An 18,223-nucleotide genomic window follows, 5' to 3' on the forward strand; every position below is an offset into this window, starting at 1 on the left:
ACCAACATGTTTTAAGTGGTAGAATATTACCAACAAGTTGATGACACTTCGCTTAAAGGACCCAAGCCGCCAAGCTAATGAGGGTCCTTTTTGCGTTATATATGTCCTACTGTTTTTGCTGATGAAGACGAATCTCCTCCGCATTGAACAGGTTCTGAATCGCAAGCGCAACGAGCCCAGATTTCGTGAGACCGAGTTCACGAGCCTTTATGTCCATCTGCTCGGTCAGCTCGGTCGGCAGCGTAATCATGAGCCGCTTTTTGTTAGACGCAACGGGCGTGTTGCTCATACGATGATCCTCCCTTCGGTTGAAAACAGTATATACCACTTCTAACTAAACTGTTACAGTTCTGAATGATTTAGGCATATTAGTGACTAAAACCTTAGCGGCCTAAAAATGGATTGTCGTTATTTTTGGCTGTTGCTATGGGTCGAGATAACCCATAGCAACAGCCAAAAGTTGCCAAAAGGGGCACAGCAAATTGTCGAAAAGGGCACAGTGAAACGTCCCTGGAATCAGCTGTTACGATAAGGGGGGGGGTAACTCCGCGGACACGGCCTAGCGCGCTGCCATCCAGTGCCGATTCTGCCATACTCGCAATTCGGCGAGGATGAGGAGTATGAATTGATCGGGGCGGCCTTTTGACGTCGAAGCCTTAGTGAATATCCTAAAAAGTGCTAACTGACTGACAATATTAAATATTGTTTCTAGTATAGTGGCAAATAAGATCTGGAACGGAATAAGGCAGGGGTATTTTTCTTTGGCGAATAAATTTGGATTTCATGGCAAGGGGGGTGGCGTTAAGGTTTTCATCGCTATATCAGTTGCCGTGTTCGCATTCTCTGCGCTATTTCTAAAAGTGGAGCGTTGCCAAAAAGATAGCGGAGGTGACTATTCACATTTGTGGTTCGTGAGCGGATCGGTGTTGAACGTTGACAGTTCTGGCGATTTTACCATGTCGGTCGAAAGCGAAGATCCATATAACGACGGGTCTGATCGTCTGACCATTCTGGTTGATTCAGAACATACGCGCTATGTAAGCGATAGCCCCGTGAGCGTTGGGTCTAAAGTCAAGGTAGGCTATTTTCTCGATTCCCGAAAGAGAAATACGATTCGCTGCTCTTCTGTGGATGTGTTGGAATAAATTTTGAGTAACTATCAGTAAAAAGCTGCGAGCAAAAGGCCACTCCACGTGGGGCGGCCTTTTTGGTGGATAGACGTTGCAGAGGATGATTGATTGAGGTTTTTGCTCCGCATGGAAATCGAGTGAGGATTCTGTCCCGCGAGGGGCGTGTTTTGAGGCTCTTGGTGGTACGTAATTCTCGTTCGGCGTCTTGACGGGACAAAACCCTCGGTTGACTTTTTGAAGCGTCCCTAGAATCAGCTGTTACGATAAAAACAAGGGGGTAACTCCGACAAGGGGGTAACTCCGCGGACACGGCCTAGCGCGCTGCCATCCAGTGCCGATTCTGCCATACTCGCAATTCGGCGAGGATGAGGAGTATGAATTGATCGGGGCTTATAGGACAAAATGTGTCCTATAAGCCCCAAGGATGACGATTCCAATACGGACGACACCAAAACCGGCATCGACGGCTCCATGGACGATTCGGATTCAAAATAGGCCTGTTAGTTGAGCCACTTCTTTGCCGGTGTCGTATACGAAACCGCTATACCCGCGGCAATTGCCATGAGACAGCTCACGATGAATCCGAACTCATACTTCAAAACGTTTGTTGCGGTCAGGGCGATAATCAACACAGTCGCAATTTGCAGAATTATCATTATTACGAAGAGATTGATTCCTTGTTTGGCCGAAGTCACTGAGTGAGTCTGGCTTCGTTGATTCAGGTTGTAGCTGACAACAAAAGCGATCAGTTCGCTTGATACGGGGCCGACTACATAGAAAAAGATTGCGTCAATGAAGCCTATAGTGTTGTAAGTGTTGTAAGTTGTTTCGCCGGAAAAAACAGCGTATAAAGCATATCCAAATCTTGGCTGATTCATGTATGAGTAGGAGAAGACCAAGAGCGTCAATATTGCTACTACCAGAAGTGCATTCAGGACAAATCGTTTGCTTTTCATCGATCGCTCCTTCCGGGTGAGTCTTATATGTAATTCTACAGCAGCCATTATTTTCAAAGAATATGGCTGTCCTAAATAACGTGCACTTTCGCTGGAGGGTCGCTGTTTGGCGGCCTTCTTTTTTGCACAGGCGCGGTGGGATGGTAATATCGGGCGGGAGTCAGCCGCTCTGATAGAATCGTCCTTGCTGTCGGCAGCCCTCGTGCCGGGCAGAGCCCTCCATTTGATGGGAGGTGATGCCCATGACCGATTTCACCGAGCTCGTGAAGCTCCTGACCGCTATGGTCTCGCTCCTCACGGCCCTTGTCGGCCTTTCCAAGGCACTCAAGCAGGGCTCGAAGCCCAAAAAGAAAGGCCACCGTCGCTAAGACGATGACCCAACTTCATTAAGCAACGGCTCTGCCCAGCTCTCTACAACTTGGGCTGCCGTCGGCACCATTTTACCCTCCTGACGAGGAATTCGTCCATATTTCAAAAATCAAATCCTGTTCGCGCGTGGGCGTAAACTTTTAGTTGGGCAAATCCGGCAGATTGGAGCTTGAAACATGAGGGATATGCACCTCATGTCGCTCATAAAACGTCTCCTGACCTCGAAGGAGAACGTTTTTTAGCGACAGAAGGAGACATAAATATGATCTGGTTTACCAGCGACACCAACTTCGGGCATGAGAACGTGCTGAAGTTCACCGACCGCCCGTGGGAGACGATTTGGCAGATGAACGACGCCATCGTCGACAGCATCAACGGCAGGGTTGCCGTGGACGACGAGCTCTACATCCTGGGGGATTTCTCATTCAAGATGACCGCCCAGGACGCCTACGGGCTGCGCAAGCGGATTGCCTGCAGGCGCATCCACCTCGTCCCGGGAAACCACGACAAGGACTGGACCCAGCCGGCGGTCGCGGGAGCGTTCACCGTGGAGCCGCCGATCTGCGTGCTCAAGATCGACGGGCAGAAGATCGTCCTGAGCCATTACCCCATGGCCGACTGGCAGGGCATGAACCATGGATCGTGGCACCTCCACGGGCACATCCACAGCAGCGGCGGCGCGTACAACGAGTTCAACCGCAAGCAGGGCCTTCTGCGCTACGACGTCGGTTGCGATGCCAACGGGCACTCCCCGGTGAGCCTCGACGAGCTGAGGGAGTGGTTCGCCGGAGTCGGCGAGCCGTGCGGCCGGGTGAAATGGCCCTGGTGGGTCAACGAGACCGGCGACAGGCAGGTCGAGCGCGAGCTGGCGGCTTACAAGCGGAAAGAGGCGATCCGATGACGGTCTATGTGACAGGCGACATCCACAGCGGGCTCGACATGCAAAAGCTCCGCGACTGGGAGCTCGGCGACAGCCTTACCGGCGACGACTATCTCATCGTTGCCGGCGACTTTGGCTTTCCGTGGGACTTCTCTGCCGAGGAATGCGCCGACATCGCCTGGCTGGAGTCGCGCCCCTACACGGTGCTGTTCGTCGACGGCAACCACGAGCGCTTCGACCATTGGGCGGAGCGCCCCATGGAGCCGTGGCACGGCGGGCTGACGCAGCGCCTGTCGGATACTTCGTCCATCCGCCGACTCATGCGCGGGGAGGTCTTCGAGCTCGACGGGAAGACGGTCTTCACCATGGGCGGTGCCACGAGCGTGGACAGGGAATACCGCGTGCCGTATTCCAGCTGGTGGCCTCAGGAGCTCCCGGACGAGCGCGATTTCGATACCGCGCGGGCAAGGCTCGACGAGGTCGGCTGGAAGGTCGACTGCGTCATCACCCATACCTGCTCGACGCGCATGCTCTCGCCGACGCTCTACCCGGACCCAGGCTGGGAGCGCCCCGATGTGGACCGGCTGACCGGATTCCTCGACGAGCTCGAGGACCGCCTGGACTACAAGCGCTGGTATTACGGCCATTTTCACCGAGACGGCAATCCGGACGAACGGCACACGGTGCTGTACGACCGGATCGCGAGGCTCGGGGACAAACTCCTGCCGTGGGGTGCGTACTGATGGCTGTCTATGTGACGGGCGACGTGCACGGCAGGGCCGAGTACGGGTCCAGCAGGTTCGCCTTCAGGTCTTGGCCACTGGGCCGCACGCTGACGCGCGATGACGCGGTGATCGTGGCCGGCGACTTCGGCTTTGTCTGGGACGGCTCGAATGCTGAGAGGTATTGGCTCGACTGGTTCGAGTCGAAGCCGTGGACCACGTGTTTTGTAGACGGCAACCATGAGAACCACCATGCCCTGGCTGGGCTGCCGGTGCTGGAGCGGAACGGCGGGCTCGTCCATGAGGTGCGACCGCACGTGCTGCACCTCATGCGCGGAGAGGTGTTCGACATCGCGGGAACCACGGTCCTTGCCATGGGCGGCGCCGCGAGCAACGACAGGCAGTATCGCAAGGAGGGGAGGAGCTGGTGGCCAGAGGAGATGCCGAGTGAGGAGGAGATGGACCACTGCCGCGCCTCGCTCAACCGCGTAGGCTGGAGGGTCGATTGCGTTGTGACTCACGAGGCCCCTGCTGCCCTTGCTGAGGGGTTGTGCCGGGAGCGCGGACGCGAGTATCGGGGCGACCGACTTCAGCGATTCCTTGCCGAGCTCGACGACCGGCTCGGCTACCGAGCCTGGTTCTTCGGCCACTACCACGGTGACGAGTGGCGTGACGACAGGCACCGTCTGGTCTATCGAGACATCGTGCCGATCGAAAGTGCTGCGCCCGGTTCTCAGTTCTAGAAACCCCCTAGAAATGCTCTAGGGGGTTTCTAGAAAATTAGATGCTATGCGGCCTACTCGATCTTCATCTGGGTCATGACCTCGATCTTGGCCTCGGCCACGGCCGCCCGCTGTTCGGCTACAGCAAGGCGGTCCTTGAGGGCGGCGACCTCGGCCATCAGGTCGCGCTGGGCCAGAAGCGCATCGCTCAGCTCAGCCTGGGCTTTCAACGCGGCGTCACGCTCGCCGCGCAGCCGCTCGATCTCATCGACCATGGTCTCAGCCTCGGCGTGGAGCTGGACGACCTTCCTGTCGAGCTCCCTGGCATCGGCGAGATATCTGACGCTCGCGGCGTGGAGCTCGTTATTCTCGAGTTCGAGGTTCGCGGTATCGAGTTCAAACTTCTCCTCGATAAAGGCGACCCTCTCATTGCAGTCGGCCTCAAGTCTTTCGTTCCGGTCTCGCGTCTCGACGAGCTTGCGGCTGAATTCATCCACCTGGGCCATGAGCAGTGCGTTCTCGGTCCTGAGGTCGGCAGTCTCGCGCAGCAGCTTCTCCCGCCATGTCGCCTCGATCCGCTCGGCGGCCTCATCGAGGACGGCCTTCACGCCGGATGTCTCACTGATTTTCTTCTCGCTCGGATTGTCTGTCATCGTGCGACAATCCAATCAACAATGGGCATGGCTCCGCCACGCCGTACGGCTGGGAACAAATACGCGGCCGCTGTTGATTTGTAGTCGTCCTGCGATCGGTGGGTTCTAAAAAGGCGTCTCAAGTCATGCGTTCACGCAGGTTTTCGATTGGAGAAATACCGCACTCATCTAATAGTAGCGCACTCGGATTTATCTTCTGACTCCGACTAACCCGCGCTCGCGGAGGATGCGGTACAGGGTCGATTTCGAGATACCCGTTGCGGCGCAGATGTCGGGAATTGTCGTCTCGCGGGCAAGGTAGAGTTTCACGGCAGCGTCGGCCTTGACGTCTGCGATGCGCGGGCGGCCCCCGACGTTGCCACCGCGGCTCCGTTTGACGGCGATACCCTCGGCCTGGCGCTGCTTGATCAGATCGCGCTCAAGCTCGGCTGTGCAGGCGTGGGTACCCAGCACGAAACGGCCGAAGGCGGTATCGAGGTCGACCGGCTGTTTCAAGGAGGTTAGCTTCACGCCGAGATTTCGGAACATAAGGTCGTAGTTCAGCAATTGCCTGGTCGATCTGGTTAGGCGCTCCCAGGACTCGACTACCACTTCATCGCCGGCCTTCATCTTCTTGAACAGACGCTTCTGTTGAGTTCGGTCGCCGTCCTTGGCACCCGTGACTTTGTCTTTGTAGATATGGCCATAGGGCACGCCGGCGTTGACCAACGCCTCGATTTGCCTGTCTAGCTTCTGATCCTTCGTGCTCACGCGAGCGTATCCGTATCTGGTCATTTTCAGCCTCCTGCCTTGTCTTTTGATTTTCTCATGGGAATGCAAGGGGAGGTTTTGGCACTGGGTTTTGGCACTCACCGTCCACGGCATCGAGGGTTCGGTTTTCGAGTGCCGCGCGGCATACGTTTTGGGACGAACGGCTAATGGAATATGTTGGGACGGATAATATTCTACTACCAAATAGTAGTAGAATATTATCGTAAAGATTGGAGGCTCATGGTCCGGATACACCAGAGAGTTCACGAGCGGCACCCCGAGCTAGATGACGGTGATGTCGAGGCAGCGTGGGAGAGCTACTGCTTCGCGGCCGTCCGCATACCCGGGGAGTGCGAGATGCGGACGGGCTACGACCCGCAAGGCCGGTACATCGAGATGGTCGGTGTCCTCCTGGCCGACGGCGCGTGGCTCGTCTACCACGCCATGACGCCGCCGAGCAAGAAGACGCTAAGGGAGATCGAGAACGCGAGAAGGAGAGGTTACTGATGGAATATAGGCTTGCAAACGGATCCGTTATCACGGATGAGGACATCGAGCGCGAGTGCGCGGAATACGAATCCGGCTCCTGGGAGGGGAGCCTGGTGAACCTCCGAGTCGGCCGCCCCAGGCTTTCCGAGGTGGAGGCCAACGCCAACCTGTCTTTCAAGTGCCCGAAGACGGGCGCCGACCTCATCGAACGGGCGGCCGCCGCGTGCGGGATGCGGAAGTCGGAGTTTCTGCGCTCGGCCGCGATCGAGAAGGCCGAGAGGATACTCAGGTCGGCATAGCCCCGGCGTGCCTTCCCGGAATCGGCGTTGCTGCAGGGAGTGAGCGCCCTGCGCCGCCGTTATGTTAGACATGTCGCTAACATAACGGCGGTTAAGTCGTGCCGCGGGTCGGGGCATCCGCACCACCACAGGTTCAATCACCCCGTAAATCGAATCCTGTTAAGTCGTCTATCTGCGTGTTTATGAACACACCATTGCCATTCCTTAGGTGAGAATCGTGTCCGCACGGGGCGATATATTAGACAGAACACCCGAGGGAAAGGAATAGCATGAGCGATTTAATGGAAGTCGTACATCGGCTCGAGCGCGAGATGGCAGACCGAGCCTCCGCAGTTGAGAAGGAGGGGTTATGCCCAAAAAAGCGCCATGGATAACAAAGGATGTTCGCATAGTAGAAGCGATGGGGTGGCTAACCGGCGCTTGCAGCGTCGTGCTGACAGGTTTTGCTATCGCAGCAGTGCCCACCGGAGAGAAGGTCCCCGTCCACTACGGCGTTGACATGCAGCCGAACCGCTGGGGCTCTCCTGTCGAGCTGTTGCTCCTCCCTATTGTCATGCTGGCTTGCATCGCGCTTTTGGCCCTCGTTCTCCATCTGGTCAGTCCAGAGCATTGGAACCAGCCTGCCGGTCTCGAGAGCGACGAGAAGGATGCTTGGTATCTCGCAAGTGCTCGCTCGGTGGCCTGGTTTGAGCTCGAGTGCGGCGTTTTCTCGCTGCTTGCGGCCCTTAACCCGTTGTCCGACGACTGCAAGGCGATGATTGTCGGCGCTGTTGCATTCGAACTATTGCTTATTGCAACGCCCCTTATATTCACTGCAAGGTTTCGCAAGAGCAGAGGTAAGGGCAAGGCTCGGAAACTTTAGCGCCCCAGCGTGTTCCAATCGATAAAGGGCTCGCGACGAAGACTGCGCTGCGCATCAAGCTGGCGTCCGTCTTCTCGCGATACTCCAAGCCAATCTCCTCAAACAACATGCGCTTCACTATCTCGAAGTTCTTCTCATCGGCGATTTGCTGATACGTCAGCAACATGACGTTGAAACCCATTTGCTGCAATGCGGTGGCGCGATCGGAATCCGACATTGCGGCATCGGCCCCACTGTGCACAAGCCTGCCTTGGCACTCGACGACAAGCGGCTTCTTGTCACCCGTCCCCTCAAATAGGAAGTCTGCATAGCAGTTGTAGCGCCCGGCCAAACGCGCTGCCTTGCCCGAAAGGACAATGCGAGCATTGTTGCTAAAGGATCTGAGACCCTCGCCACCGGCGACGCGCGGCGTCGCAAGCAACAAGGACAGCTGAGCCTCAAACGGCGACGCGACAACCCCGGTCACACGCTCGACATCTTTAAGGCTCAGTTCAATCAAGCCATCAAGGCCTGCATGGCCGCCGACGAGGCGGTCCGCAGCCTTAACGACTATGACAGCATCGTTGACACTCAGATCGCCAACGCCATTGATGAGCACCTTCGCGCCATCGACAGGCTCTGCCGTTTCGGCATCGACGGTGGTTTCGGTAAGAAGCATCCGGTTAAGGAGTACCAGCCTTCCGCATGGCCATGGAAGTAAAGTAGAAGAGGGTCGAATCCGAAGCAGTTCCCGGACAATTGGCGTCCGGCCAGACACTTCGGTTTGGCCCTTTCTTCCAGGATTCTGTAACAGCTGATTGAATTGCAACGCGCTAGGGCAGGACAGTTCAAAACTAGCGGGGCGTGTCGCCGCGCGAGTAGTCACCGCGATCGACGACGCGATCGTCCATCTGTCGCGACACGGCGCTACCGCCGTGCGCCTGGCCGGTGGCGCGGACGCGGTCGTCACCGGCATCGGGAACGGAGCCGGCATAGCGGTTGCGAATCTCCCTTGCGTAGCCGCGGCGCGCAAGGAGCTCGTCGCGAACCGCGGGATCTTCGAGCTACTTCACTTCAAACCTTAAGAGCCTTCTCTCTGGCAGATCGGTCATCTTCATCGTATAAGTCCCAGGAAAAGCCTTCTCAAAACGGACGGTCTCGTAACCTTCGAAATAGTCGTTGGTGTTTTGCATCATGAATGGGACGAGCAACTCGTTCTCCGCCCCAACCTGTACAGCAAACGCAGCAGAGCCGCCCAGAGCCGGCATTGCCTGCGTTATCAGATCGGTATTGACCACAAAGTCATAGTTTGGCGCAGACTCCGGCACCAAATGCCAAACATACGTTTTGATTCCGCCTTCGACATTGTCCTTATTCCTGACACGCATCTTTACGGCGATAACACACGTGATGTCGGCGTCCTTCAATTTCGTTTTCGTATCCACGATGCCATATTTTGAATAATCATCATGCGCACGCTTGAGATACTCGCGCGGCGTGAGCAGCTCTGCCCCGTCTATGCAAAACGAATACCCGTCAGTCGCCACATCCTTCGACCCCAGAAACGCCCCATCCATCGAGAGCCATTCGCCCTCCGCATAATATTTCTCAGGAATGACCGTCCGGTTCCCGTTAACGACACTCACCCTCATGCCCGCAAGGCCGGTAGCAGCACAGCCGAAAAGAGCAAGCACCGCCCTTCTTGTCCACATGGCCTTCTTCATCGCGCTCACGACCTTTCCCGAACTTTCACAACGGCACCGTCGCGCATGCAGTAAACCCGATCGGCCAGCTCCTCGAGCACCTCTCCGTCATGGCTTGACAGAATAACCTCGCGACCCGTTGAGGCCGCCATCGCCACAACGCGCTTGAGCATTTCAACGCCCGCTTCGTCGAGGGCATTTGTTGGCTCATCGAGAACAAGTAGCTTCGGCTTTTCCATAATTGCCGCAGCTATCCCCAGACGTTGCTTCATCCCAAGCGAATATGCTCGGAACTTCTTTTTTTCGTCTGCATCGAGCCCCACGAGCCGCAGGGCAGAGCGAATGTCCTCGGGAGTGGCAACGCCCTTGATCTGAGCGATGAGCTCCAGATTGTCGTAGCCAGACAGATATCCCAAAAAGGAAGGCGCCTCGATCAACATCCCCAGACTCGGCGGGAACGAGATGTCCGCCCCAAGCCTTTGGCCATCGATAGAGATTTCGCCTTCGGTAGGCTTGATCAATCCGCAGACCGCTCGCATAAGCATGGTCTTACCCGAACCGTTTATCCCCTGAAGCCCAACCACAGTCCCAGGGTCAACCTCGATGGACACGTTGCGCAGAACATCGTTTTTGCCCATGCGCTTCGATACGTCCCTAACGATCACGCTCATATCTTGTCCCCCTTTTCTATAAGGTCGGCCCTTCGAAACCACAGTCCGCCCAACGATAGGCATAACGACATAATCACAATTGAAAACAAGACGCTCGAGCCCGTCGCGATTCCCTCTTTGACAATTCCGCCCCAGCGCAACAGCATTAGGGCGTTGCCTAACAGCACCCAATGCCGCGCAAATGCCGAACAGATCAGGTAGCTCATTAAAACCACAAACGAGACCGACGGCCCAAGTACAAAGCCAATCACTGCCTGCGCAAACGCAAGCGCCTCGAAAGCAAAAAAGAGACCTGTGAAAAACGGCAGCGCATCCGCCTCGCCAGCTTTGAGAAACCACGGCGCCAAATTAGCCAGCTGAAGCGACTCACCATGAATGACCGCGCTGAACGAGGCGCTCACCATCAAGCTCCAAATCACAACAGAGCAAACCACCACGAGCAGCGAAAATGCCGTTACCGCCGCCACCAAGATAAAACGCGAGACCCACCAAAGGGTTCTTGACCGGCATCGAACAAGCGCTTGCAAACCAAACCCGTGCAACGATTCGGTCGGATAATCGAGTGTTGTATAGAGAATAAGCAGAATGACAAATAGCCATCCTAACGGAGGCACAAACATGAGCCCGGGCCTAGGCTCAAACGGAGCGGATCCGGCAAACACGAGCGCGAGATTATCAGCAAACCCCAAGGTATCCGTCCGAACCCCATACACAGAAGACAAGCCGTAGGCGTACACCAAGTTCGCAACGGTCACTGCCGCAATCGCAATAAAAGTAAGGATGTTCTTCTTCAAAACGGTCCTCAGGTCCGCGGCGACCAGCCTAAACAGCATCAGACCACCTCGCGTCTTTTTAAGAATCTCGCGGAAATCAAAGAAAAGACGAACAGCAAAATGATTTCCGCAAACCCTGCTCGAATGTCGGGCCAGTTATTTAGCGATTCCGACCTGATGCTGTTAAGAATGTTGCAGTTAAAGCCGACGCATGAAAGGACGCTAAAAATCCAATCGTTAACAAAGTGCCATGCAACCATAATCAGATATGGAACGACCATCGCCTTGATTCTGCTGCGAAACACAACCGACAGACCAGTCACGGCCATGGATAGAGCCCCCAGCGTCACCGCATCGAACAGCGTATAAACCAGCACATATAACAGAGGCCGGGAATAAAACAGACCAGAAAAATAGCTATGCAGATAGAGCCCGACGTAAGTCGATTCATCGACCCGGGGGAGATACGCGGGAAACAGCATTGAGACAATCAGGAAGTTCACGAGTAGCGGAATAGCCGTGACCGCAAACGCAGAGAGAAAAGCAGACAGCATCTTCACGTTCACGTATGCATTTCTAGAAACACGTGTGCAGATCTGCGCCTCGTAACCGCTCAAACGCTCGGACAGGCATGACCACGACCCGGCCAGCATGGCAAGCAACGGCAGCGCATAGAAAAACACTGATGCCGATAGCGGTGCATTTGCACTCACAACGATCCAGTTACCAAAGCTACTTTCACGCGTTTGGCCGAGGTATGCCTGGACTTGCAAACCAACGCCATAGCCAAGCGATAACAGCTGCTTGCGCTCAGTCTCGAGCGTCCACCATGCCTCAATGGCAGCCGCCATCGAAATTACAGTTGCAACCATAAGGGTCAACGCAAATATAGGATTGCCAAATATCTTGGACAACTCGTGCCGCATTAGATTTCTATTCAAGCGACATCACCCTCCCTTCGGCCGGACCGAGCAGCAACGCTCGGCCCGGCCCTAATCACAACAAGAAGCTGCGGATTGGCTAGGAGGGAAGTTTGTTAAAATGGCCTAAGCAATCGGGGCTCCACTTTCCATAGACCGTGCCGTATCCGGACTCGGCCCATGCAGTCAGACGAGCATGGCTGCGCTTATTCTCACGGACGAGGTTGTATATCTCCCATTCACGCTCATGGTTGGAGCGATAAACGCCCTGCGTGCAATTCATGTTGCCCGTTCCTCTAGTGTCATAGGCACCGTCCACGTACAAGCGTAACGGCTTTCCTGAATAGCCTTTGATCCAAATGTAGACTGAAGATGAATCTTCTTTCTGGCGATAGCCGGTTGCGCTCGTGCCAGAACATTGAAAAGCGAAATCTCTATCTTCGTTGTTCTTGCATGTGGCAATTCCGGCATCCGCGCTCTGCGAAATGCTAGAAACCTGGGAAGTGTCAAACTCCTCTTGAGCAAATGATGCGGCAGGTGCACCCATCGACAAGCCCGCAACAATCGCCAAGCCGACTCCGATTCGAGCAATAGCGCTCCTTGGCTTAATCATGGCCTTCTCCAATCAAAAGCGGTTAACAATGCGTCGACGCACGGCAACCTTTGCATGAATAGAGAAAGATGTCTGTAAACACCCGCTATTGAGTCGACCGCTCAGGCGTTTACACGTTATCTACCTGCGATAACAATGAAATAAGCTGCGTTTTATTCTTGATCCTCAACTGGCGGTAAGAAGCAGACCGCAGTGCTTGCACCGTAGATGCAGCGTAACCGACATCCTCCGCAATGGTCTTTGTCGTTGCGCCCTCTGCCGTCATCAGCAAAATTTGCGACTGAACATCGGAAAGGGAGCGCGACATAAGCAGGGCCAGCTGGCGCACGCGAGCTGTTTCGGTGGACCCGTTCGCGCGGTACTCCAAGACGGCCTTCTCGTCCTCAACCGAGCGGGCGAGCGCGATGTGCGTGACGAATATGGGCACAGACCAGCAGACGATCACCGTTGCCACGACGACATTGAGAGCCGAACTTTGCCCCAACAACGACGCGAGGAACAACGGCTCGAAAACCGTCAGATCCTGCACCATGTTGAGCAAGACAACCCAAGCAGGAACCGTCGCCCCAAAGCAGAGCATCCATACCCCGAGCATTTTGCGCTGCGGACAGCTTCGCAGCACTATATACGTGAGCAGCATCCCCGTCAGTACCGCAAGTCCATGAATTCGCCCCCTAGTTGCTGCATAGATTAAAGCAGCCACACCTATCGAAACTAATGGCGCGATAGCCCGAGTATGGGCATGAACCTTAAACGGGCACAGCTTAACGGCGAGCGAAGCCATAGACGCTATGCCGCAAAACAGGACCGGCGCAGCCATCAACGGATCGCGTATGCACCTCCATGCCGCGATATAGACAAAAGACCATTCCACGGCAGACAGTATCGCCCACACACACGGGCTTCCGAGCCCGATCGCCCCATCCGCTCCATCCAGATCGTCCCCGCGCTTCGATTTTCCACCCGCGCTGCACAGCGACAGAAGCAGCCCGAGACCCAATGTATAGCTTGCAAGAGAAAAAGCGATTGCATGCGTAACGCCGGAACTCCAATCGCTATCCGCCATTACCAAGGGACCAGCCGCAAGAAGAATAAAAAATGATGTGAGCAGGTATCGAAACAGCCGGCGCGTCCGAGCTGATACCAGCAGATCGTCAGCATGCCGCTGCAGCGGCTCGGGCCCTACAGCATCACCCTCACCTGCAAACAACGCCACGAGCTCGCCTGAGCCCGCAACCGACGCCTTCCCGTATGCTCGGTGAAGCGTTGTTCGTACCGTCGATGGCTTCGTACCCGTCTCCCTGGCAATCTCCGCCGGCGTTTTCCCTTTGAGCAGCAGCCGAACAAACTGCTCTTCTCGAGGCGACAGGGCAGGGGAAAACGCCCCAGCATCGAATGGGTCGGACGTGCGGGGGGTATCCGAATCGTTGTTCCGCTTCTTCCTGAGCAACGTGCATCCGAAGGCGGCAATAGCGGACCCCATCGTCAGCGACACAATGACCGTGGCATCGCTTGCAAAGTATGCCACCTCGACAGCCGGAACAAGGCCAATGGGAACTGCTACGAGCACAGAACGGGCAAACACGTCGCCCTGCCCCCGACCAAAGGCGCGGGGACAGCAAAGCAGCGGGACCGCAGCCAATACGAGGTAGACCAGAGGAATTAAAAGCACGATGCCAATTGATGCGGCCGTTACAGAGGGCATCCCCCATGGCTCGGGAACGACTCTCCATGAAACTCGACAGCAAAACAGCAGGCAAGACAGGACAACTATTGTTTCTGCAAAAAGCGCGCTCTGCGATCGGCGGGTCCCCCTTTCGCCGTCCCGCGCCGCCCCCCGTATCAAAGGAGAGCCCGCCGTATCCCAAATTACACATGAGAGGAGCAACGACCCAGTGAAGCACAAGGTACACGAAACACCATGCAACAACCAGATTGGTGCAAACACGATTGGGATAGAATCTCCGCGAGCATAGAAGGCCAGGTCGACCCATTCGGGAACCACCGCAATAGCAGCAAGGAAAACACCGAAGACGCCAAGGCGACCCGGCCGTCTTATTTCTCTCCCCTTGCGGAGCGCAACACCATGACCAAACGCCGCGAGGCATGCGCCGAGGATAACGAGCCAGGTCATTGCACCTGATGCCAAGCCGATTGAAGATGAAAACCGGTGATAAGGGGTAACCGCCATTACGATAAGCACAATGACGCAGGCAGATGTGGCAGAACGGCGGGAAAAGAGCATATGGCCTCCATAGCATGTCATTATATCGCTCGATCCACTCATCTATCTCCATGCCCACACCGGCCAACATCAACGGTTAACGCATACTCCAATCCGAACCAGATCACGGGCCAATTTTCCGCAGCCCCCGCCCCAAAGCGGGATACGGTTTCCTTTTGAGCACCGGTTCGGAAAATGCATCCCGTTTTAGGCCGAAAACTGGGACGCGCGGGCAGGAGCTATGCAAAGATAGCGGCCGTTGGCCTTGCGATCGGTCTTGCAATGGCGCTGTGCGCATCATTCGCGAAGTATAGGTCCGAGTTAAAGATTTCTGTTGTCTGGTTCATCTGCCAAATAATCGCTTGGAATATAGTCGACGTGATAACGCTTCTCTAATTTCTCGATGAACCGGTCGACCTTTCGAGCATTTTGATAAACCTTTTCAAGCGTTCGGAAAACAGCTTTCTCGTTGTACGCGGGAAGCCCTTGGGCGTTCACAAAATACATCAGCTGATTGAGGTTTGTTCCTTCCTTCAATAACTCATGATGGAGTTTTTCAACTTCCGCGATGTCAAAATTGAATGATTCGATCTTTCCGTAAATTGCGCTGCGGCGAACCAGTTCGCTTGCAGAAATGCCGAGCGCCGCTGCACGCTGCTCAATTGCCTTTTTTTCTGGAGCAGTGAGCATTACTTGGAACGGAATACTCCTTTTTTCAGAAATCGGCTCGCCACGTTCATCGGTTTTACGCGATGCCTGTGCTCTCCTGTAATCCTCCTGTTGCTTATGGAGGGCCTTTTTCTTCCGATCAAGAACTTGCATTTCGTCATCGAGATCATCAAGTGAGATTTCCCGATGAATCAGTACGGATCGAATCAACTCAGCTTCCGTACAACCAGCTTGTTCGCAAAGTTGTTGATAGATCTCTTTCTCTTCAGGAGAAACGCGAGCCTTTACGAATTCATTTCGTGCCATTTTTCTACTTTCTCCGGAGTGGCCTCCGGAAAAGTAAGCAAGAAACTGAGGATTGGCATCCGTCACCTCTTGCTATGGTTGCCTAATTTTTTAGAAAGAGTGAAACCAACCCGCAAAAAGCGTACTGCGTTCACTCTTTCCCTTTTCTCCGTGACAGGAGAAAAGCAAGATTCGTAAATCATGATAACAGGGACTACGGGCCCGGTTATCATGATTTACGTACATCTTGCAATCTCCGGAACGGGGATTGGGCGAAACGCAGTGTAGACGTGGAATGAGAGGCCTCATTCCAAGCGAGAGGCCTCGCGGCGTTGTAACTGCGTGAAGACCGTGAGCGGAAGCGAATTTTTAACGCAAGGGATGCCGAGTGTTAGAAGTTCGCTGTAGCGAGAGCGGAGCGGAAATGCGAATGCGAGGGATGCCGAGCGTTTGCATTTCCGCGAAGCGGGTTTGCGGCGCCCGCGACGCAAACATTCGACGTTGTCGAATCGTTTTTCGATACGCTTACGAAAAAGTTGAGGCAGCTTTCGACAATTTCAATGGCGCGGAGAGTCATTAGCGTGACTCGCAGCGCTGTTGGATTTGTCGGAAGGTGACGCGGCTCGCATTACGAATCGAATGGCGAGTCGATTTTCATGCGGCAGCAAAGCCGCCTATGATTGCGACCTTCGGTCGCTATCGATTTTCAAAACTCGCGTTTTGTTTTGACGCGGTATGAAAAGCGATACGAAAAAACGAAACGGCCGCGCGAGTCGTTTTGACTTTTGCGCGGGCGCGATCCGAATCAAATGAAAATCAAGACGATGAGTTTTTGAGTTTCGCGCTTCAGATCTCAGAAAACAGATTTAAAAACTGCAACGTCGATTCCAACTGTCACCAATCAACCGATGCAGTCGCAATCGACTTACCAGCCCCGGTCCATGGGCGGAGCCCTGGCAAGCGCCGTGCCGTCCGGGCCGGCGGCAGATTTGTACATACATTTACGATGGAGGTACAAGTCTGCGTCTCTTGCGAGATTTTTCATCTCACAGCACATTTCACGGCAAACCATCGCCGCGCTTAGATCGCCTCGGTGTCCGGTGGCTGTCCGGTAGCGAACCTTTTACCGAGACGCACCGGAGACATTGCGTAACCGTGTCATGCCGCAACAATGTAAAAGTGTGACTGCTGAACTGTGTAATAACGCAATAACGTAACAACGTTATTGCGTCACTTTTTAACGCCGCCAAGGGCGCCGGGTTTTTAGGGCAGAACCCTAGTGCGCCGCCGGGCTTTGTACGGCGGCGCACGACACTTGCGGAAAATTTTCAGGCGCGATTAGTTCAATGTTCAATTGTTCTGCTATTCCACAGTCACGTTGTTCTGTTATTTCGATTTGCCGTAATCGCGTTATTGCACAGCTACGCTACTACGTAGTTACGTTATGGCACAGTTGCGTTGTGTCATAGTTCGGTTCCGCAAGAGTCGTACACCGCCGTACAAAACTGCGTTTCGCCCGGCGGCGTGCGATTTAGGGCTCTGCCCTAAAACCCGGCACACGGCAAAACGAAATAACAGAACTATGTAATAACGACATTACGTAAATACGGCATTGCTGAAAAAGTGAATACCGTTGACACTCCCCGTAGTTGCAACCAGGGGTTTTACGACGGTTTTGATAATCTATGTGGTCAATATGATGCCGTTGAACCCGCGTATCGATACCGCCCAGCCATTCGCCTCGCCCCCATCGCACGCATCTTCATTCGGTCTGTCATTATTAATCTAACGATGCTTTGAGAAATGTAGGTGCTTCCAAATGTACTGTCGACTTCTTCTCAAACTAATCCTAAGAGACCGGGCCGTATGGATCTCTACGCTCGTTCTCGCTGCAGCCTTCTCCGTCCCCATTGCGTTCAATTCACCCATCTACGGGCCCTTCTTTATGAAGCAGGGCATGCAGGGCTTTGTCGACGCATTCAATACGCGCGCGCCCCAGGCCAGCGGCACAGACCTATCGCCAGAGCAGCAAGATGACGCTGAGCTTGCAAGATACGCGAACGCCGCCCTCGCCGCTCAAACCGACGCCGCCTTTCTCGATTCTGCCGAGAGCTACTACGCGCTCATGGACGAGGGCTTCCAATCCGGGTCCATCGTGGGGGACCAGGAGACCAATGACGCGGAGCTCGCATATTGCCGCGCCCTGAGCAGCTCCGGCATCGCGGATATCCCGGCCTCCGCAAACGACCTGCCGTTCCTCTCCTTCCTGCCCTACGCCATTGCCCAGGCGCCGTCCTTCCTTCCCTTCATCCCCTTCCTTCTCTCGTCGATACTCCTGCTCGGCGCCACAAGGCCCGGGACCCTGGCGGCAAAGGCGCCCGTGCCCAAATTCCGGCGCCTTATCCAAACCGTGTTTTCGATAATTGGCGCGGGGACCGCGATGCTCCTCGCCGGCCTTGCGCCCGGGAGTATTTACGCCTTGGCCCTAAACGGCTTCGGGCAGATCGGATACCCGATCGCCTTCTTCCATGACGGCGCGCTTGCCACCACGACC

The 18,223-nt window shown here is 55.1% G+C and carries 21 protein-coding genes; 9 read left to right on the forward strand and 12 right to left on the reverse strand.

Annotated elements, in window-relative coordinates:
* Positions 1-106: 106 nt before the first annotated feature.
* Positions 107-289, reverse strand: a complete 183-nt coding sequence (locus AAAX34_RS09510; protein WP_349090690.1) for a hypothetical protein — start codon at positions 287-289, stop codon at positions 107-109.
* A 427-nt stretch (positions 290-716) separates the two neighbouring features.
* Here AAAX34_RS09510 and AAAX34_RS09515 point away from each other — a divergent pair, with 427 nt between their 5' ends.
* Positions 717-1,145: a hypothetical protein gene (locus tag AAAX34_RS09515; RefSeq protein ID WP_349111096.1), complete on the forward strand. Its 429-nt coding sequence runs from the start codon at positions 717-719 to the stop codon at positions 1,143-1,145.
* Between the two features lie 485 nt (positions 1,146-1,630).
* Here AAAX34_RS09515 and AAAX34_RS09520 read toward each other — a convergent pair whose 3' ends face one another.
* Positions 1,631-2,086, reverse strand: a complete 456-nt coding sequence (locus AAAX34_RS09520; protein WP_349111098.1) for a hypothetical protein — start codon at positions 2,084-2,086, stop codon at positions 1,631-1,633.
* Positions 2,087-2,328: 242 nt separating this feature from the next.
* Between AAAX34_RS09520 and AAAX34_RS09525 the strand changes: the two genes are divergently transcribed.
* The 4 genes from AAAX34_RS09525 to AAAX34_RS09540 all read left to right on the forward strand — a co-directional run bounded on the left by AAAX34_RS09525 (position 2,329) and on the right by AAAX34_RS09540 (position 4,800).
* Complete coding sequence (locus AAAX34_RS09525) at positions 2,329-2,454, forward strand: hypothetical protein (RefSeq protein ID WP_255413117.1); 126 nt, start codon at positions 2,329-2,331, stop codon at positions 2,452-2,454.
* A gap of 263 nt (positions 2,455-2,717) precedes the next feature.
* A complete protein-coding gene (locus AAAX34_RS09530) occupies positions 2,718-3,356 on the forward strand; it encodes a hypothetical protein (RefSeq protein ID WP_349111100.1) in 639 nt (212 codons plus the stop codon).
* Positions 3,353-4,078, forward strand: coding sequence for a metallophosphoesterase (locus AAAX34_RS09535; protein ID WP_349111102.1), 726 nt, complete (start codon positions 3,353-3,355; stop codon positions 4,076-4,078). Before AAAX34_RS09530 ends, AAAX34_RS09535 begins: the two co-directional genes overlap by 4 nt.
* Positions 4,078-4,800: a metallophosphoesterase gene (locus tag AAAX34_RS09540; protein ID WP_349111105.1), complete on the forward strand. Its 723-nt coding sequence runs from the start codon at positions 4,078-4,080 to the stop codon at positions 4,798-4,800. Before AAAX34_RS09535 ends, AAAX34_RS09540 begins: the two co-directional genes overlap by 1 nt.
* Positions 4,801-4,853: 53 nt before the next feature.
* On the opposite strand, the gene AAAX34_RS09545 is transcribed toward AAAX34_RS09540, so the two are convergent.
* Positions 4,854-5,432, reverse strand: coding sequence for a hypothetical protein (locus AAAX34_RS09545; protein ID WP_349111107.1), 579 nt, complete (start codon positions 5,430-5,432; stop codon positions 4,854-4,856).
* Positions 5,433-5,621: 189 nt separating this feature from the next.
* Positions 5,622-6,206, reverse strand: a complete 585-nt coding sequence (locus tag AAAX34_RS09550) for a recombinase family protein (RefSeq protein ID WP_349111109.1) — start codon at positions 6,204-6,206, stop codon at positions 5,622-5,624.
* A 150-nt stretch (positions 6,207-6,356) separates the two neighbouring features.
* On the opposite strand from AAAX34_RS09550, the gene AAAX34_RS09555 reads away from it, so the two are divergent.
* The 3 genes from AAAX34_RS09555 (at position 6,357) to AAAX34_RS09565 (ending at position 7,832) form a co-directional block, all read left to right on the forward strand.
* Entirely contained in the window at positions 6,357-6,689 is a 333-nt protein-coding gene (locus tag AAAX34_RS09555; RefSeq protein WP_217725383.1) for a hypothetical protein, read from the forward strand.
* Positions 6,689-6,970, forward strand: coding sequence for a DUF1778 domain-containing protein (locus AAAX34_RS09560; RefSeq protein ID WP_196033714.1), 282 nt, complete (start codon positions 6,689-6,691; stop codon positions 6,968-6,970). The genes AAAX34_RS09555 and AAAX34_RS09560 overlap by 1 nt, the downstream gene beginning before the upstream one ends.
* A gap of 349 nt (positions 6,971-7,319) precedes the next feature.
* Positions 7,320-7,832, forward strand: coding sequence for a DUF1648 domain-containing protein (locus AAAX34_RS09565; protein WP_196033717.1), 513 nt, complete (start codon positions 7,320-7,322; stop codon positions 7,830-7,832).
* Here AAAX34_RS09565 and AAAX34_RS09570 read toward each other — a convergent pair.
* From AAAX34_RS09570 to AAAX34_RS09605, 8 genes are all read right to left on the reverse strand, one after another.
* Complete coding sequence (locus AAAX34_RS09570) at positions 7,780-8,490, reverse strand: hypothetical protein (protein WP_349111112.1); 711 nt, start codon at positions 8,488-8,490, stop codon at positions 7,780-7,782. The genes AAAX34_RS09565 and AAAX34_RS09570 overlap by 53 nt on opposite strands.
* 385 nt (positions 8,491-8,875) lie before the next feature.
* Complete coding sequence (locus AAAX34_RS09575) at positions 8,876-9,535, reverse strand: DUF5028 domain-containing protein (protein WP_349111113.1); 660 nt, start codon at positions 9,533-9,535, stop codon at positions 8,876-8,878.
* Positions 9,536-9,540: 5 nt separating this feature from the next.
* Positions 9,541-10,185, reverse strand: coding sequence for an ATP-binding cassette domain-containing protein (locus AAAX34_RS09580; protein ID WP_217108493.1), 645 nt, complete (start codon positions 10,183-10,185; stop codon positions 9,541-9,543).
* On the reverse strand, positions 10,182-10,979 hold the full coding sequence (locus tag AAAX34_RS09585; RefSeq protein ID WP_349111114.1) for a DUF2705 family protein: 798 nt from the start codon (positions 10,977-10,979) through the stop codon (positions 10,182-10,184). The genes AAAX34_RS09580 and AAAX34_RS09585 overlap by 4 nt, the downstream gene beginning before the upstream one ends.
* A 38-nt stretch (positions 10,980-11,017) precedes the next feature.
* Positions 11,018-11,809, reverse strand: a complete 792-nt coding sequence (locus AAAX34_RS09590; protein ID WP_349111115.1) for a hypothetical protein — start codon at positions 11,807-11,809, stop codon at positions 11,018-11,020.
* 169 nt (positions 11,810-11,978) lie between these two features.
* The gene (locus AAAX34_RS09595; protein ID WP_195362223.1) at positions 11,979-12,491 is read right to left on the reverse strand and encodes a hypothetical protein; all 513 of its coding nucleotides are present in this window, start codon (positions 12,489-12,491) and stop codon (positions 11,979-11,981) included.
* A 109-nt stretch (positions 12,492-12,600) separates the two neighbouring features.
* Entirely contained in the window at positions 12,601-14,736 is a 2,136-nt protein-coding gene (locus AAAX34_RS09600; RefSeq protein WP_349111117.1) for a LuxR C-terminal-related transcriptional regulator, read from the reverse strand.
* A gap of 300 nt (positions 14,737-15,036) precedes the next feature.
* Positions 15,037-15,756 (reverse strand): hypothetical protein, encoded by a 720-nt coding sequence (locus AAAX34_RS09605; RefSeq protein WP_349111119.1) that lies wholly within the window; start codon positions 15,754-15,756, stop codon positions 15,037-15,039.
* Positions 15,757-17,614: 1,858 nt separating this feature from the next.
* On the opposite strand from AAAX34_RS09605, the gene AAAX34_RS09610 reads away from it, so the two are divergent.
* The coding region (locus AAAX34_RS09610) for a hypothetical protein (RefSeq protein ID WP_349111121.1) at positions 17,615-18,223 on the forward strand (609 nt) is incomplete at its 3' end.

Origin of the sequence: Collinsella sp. CLA-ER-H4, assembly GCF_040092395.1 — a bacterium.
In the GTDB taxonomy this organism is placed as follows: domain Bacteria; phylum Actinomycetota; class Coriobacteriia; order Coriobacteriales; family Coriobacteriaceae; genus Collinsella.

Excerpts from the sequence above, each read along its gene's own strand:
- AAAX34_RS09510 (WP_349090690.1), bottom strand. The coding sequence starts at position 289 with ATGAGCAACACGCCCGTTGCGTCTAACAAAAAGCGGCTCATGATTACG.
- AAAX34_RS09520 (WP_349111098.1), bottom strand. The coding sequence starts at position 2,086 with ATGAAAAGCAAACGATTTGTCCTGAATGCACTTCTGGTAGTAGCAATA.
- AAAX34_RS09525 (WP_255413117.1), top strand. The coding sequence starts at position 2,329 with ATGACCGATTTCACCGAGCTCGTGAAGCTCCTGACCGCTATGGTCTCG.
- AAAX34_RS09530 (WP_349111100.1), top strand. The coding sequence starts at position 2,718 with ATGATCTGGTTTACCAGCGACACCAACTTCGGGCATGAGAACGTGCTG.
- AAAX34_RS09535 (WP_349111102.1), top strand. The coding sequence starts at position 3,353 with ATGACGGTCTATGTGACAGGCGACATCCACAGCGGGCTCGACATGCAA.
- AAAX34_RS09540 (WP_349111105.1), top strand. The coding sequence starts at position 4,078 with ATGGCTGTCTATGTGACGGGCGACGTGCACGGCAGGGCCGAGTACGGG.
- AAAX34_RS09545 (WP_349111107.1), bottom strand. The coding sequence starts at position 5,432 with ATGACAGACAATCCGAGCGAGAAGAAAATCAGTGAGACATCCGGCGTG.
- AAAX34_RS09550 (WP_349111109.1), bottom strand. The coding sequence starts at position 6,206 with ATGACCAGATACGGATACGCTCGCGTGAGCACGAAGGATCAGAAGCTA.
- AAAX34_RS09555 (WP_217725383.1), top strand. The coding sequence starts at position 6,357 with ATGTTGGGACGGATAATATTCTACTACCAAATAGTAGTAGAATATTAT.
- AAAX34_RS09560 (WP_196033714.1), top strand. The coding sequence starts at position 6,689 with ATGGAATATAGGCTTGCAAACGGATCCGTTATCACGGATGAGGACATC.
- AAAX34_RS09565 (WP_196033717.1), top strand. The coding sequence starts at position 7,320 with ATGCCCAAAAAAGCGCCATGGATAACAAAGGATGTTCGCATAGTAGAA.
- AAAX34_RS09570 (WP_349111112.1), bottom strand. The coding sequence starts at position 8,490 with ATGCTTCTTACCGAAACCACCGTCGATGCCGAAACGGCAGAGCCTGTC.
- AAAX34_RS09575 (WP_349111113.1), bottom strand. The coding sequence starts at position 9,535 with ATGAAGAAGGCCATGTGGACAAGAAGGGCGGTGCTTGCTCTTTTCGGC.
- AAAX34_RS09580 (WP_217108493.1), bottom strand. The coding sequence starts at position 10,185 with ATGAGCGTGATCGTTAGGGACGTATCGAAGCGCATGGGCAAAAACGAT.
- AAAX34_RS09590 (WP_349111115.1), bottom strand. The coding sequence starts at position 11,809 with ATGGCGGCTGCCATTGAGGCATGGTGGACGCTCGAGACTGAGCGCAAG.
- AAAX34_RS09595 (WP_195362223.1), bottom strand. The coding sequence starts at position 12,491 with ATGATTAAGCCAAGGAGCGCTATTGCTCGAATCGGAGTCGGCTTGGCG.
- AAAX34_RS09600 (WP_349111117.1), bottom strand. The coding sequence starts at position 14,736 with ATGCTCTTTTCCCGCCGTTCTGCCACATCTGCCTGCGTCATTGTGCTT.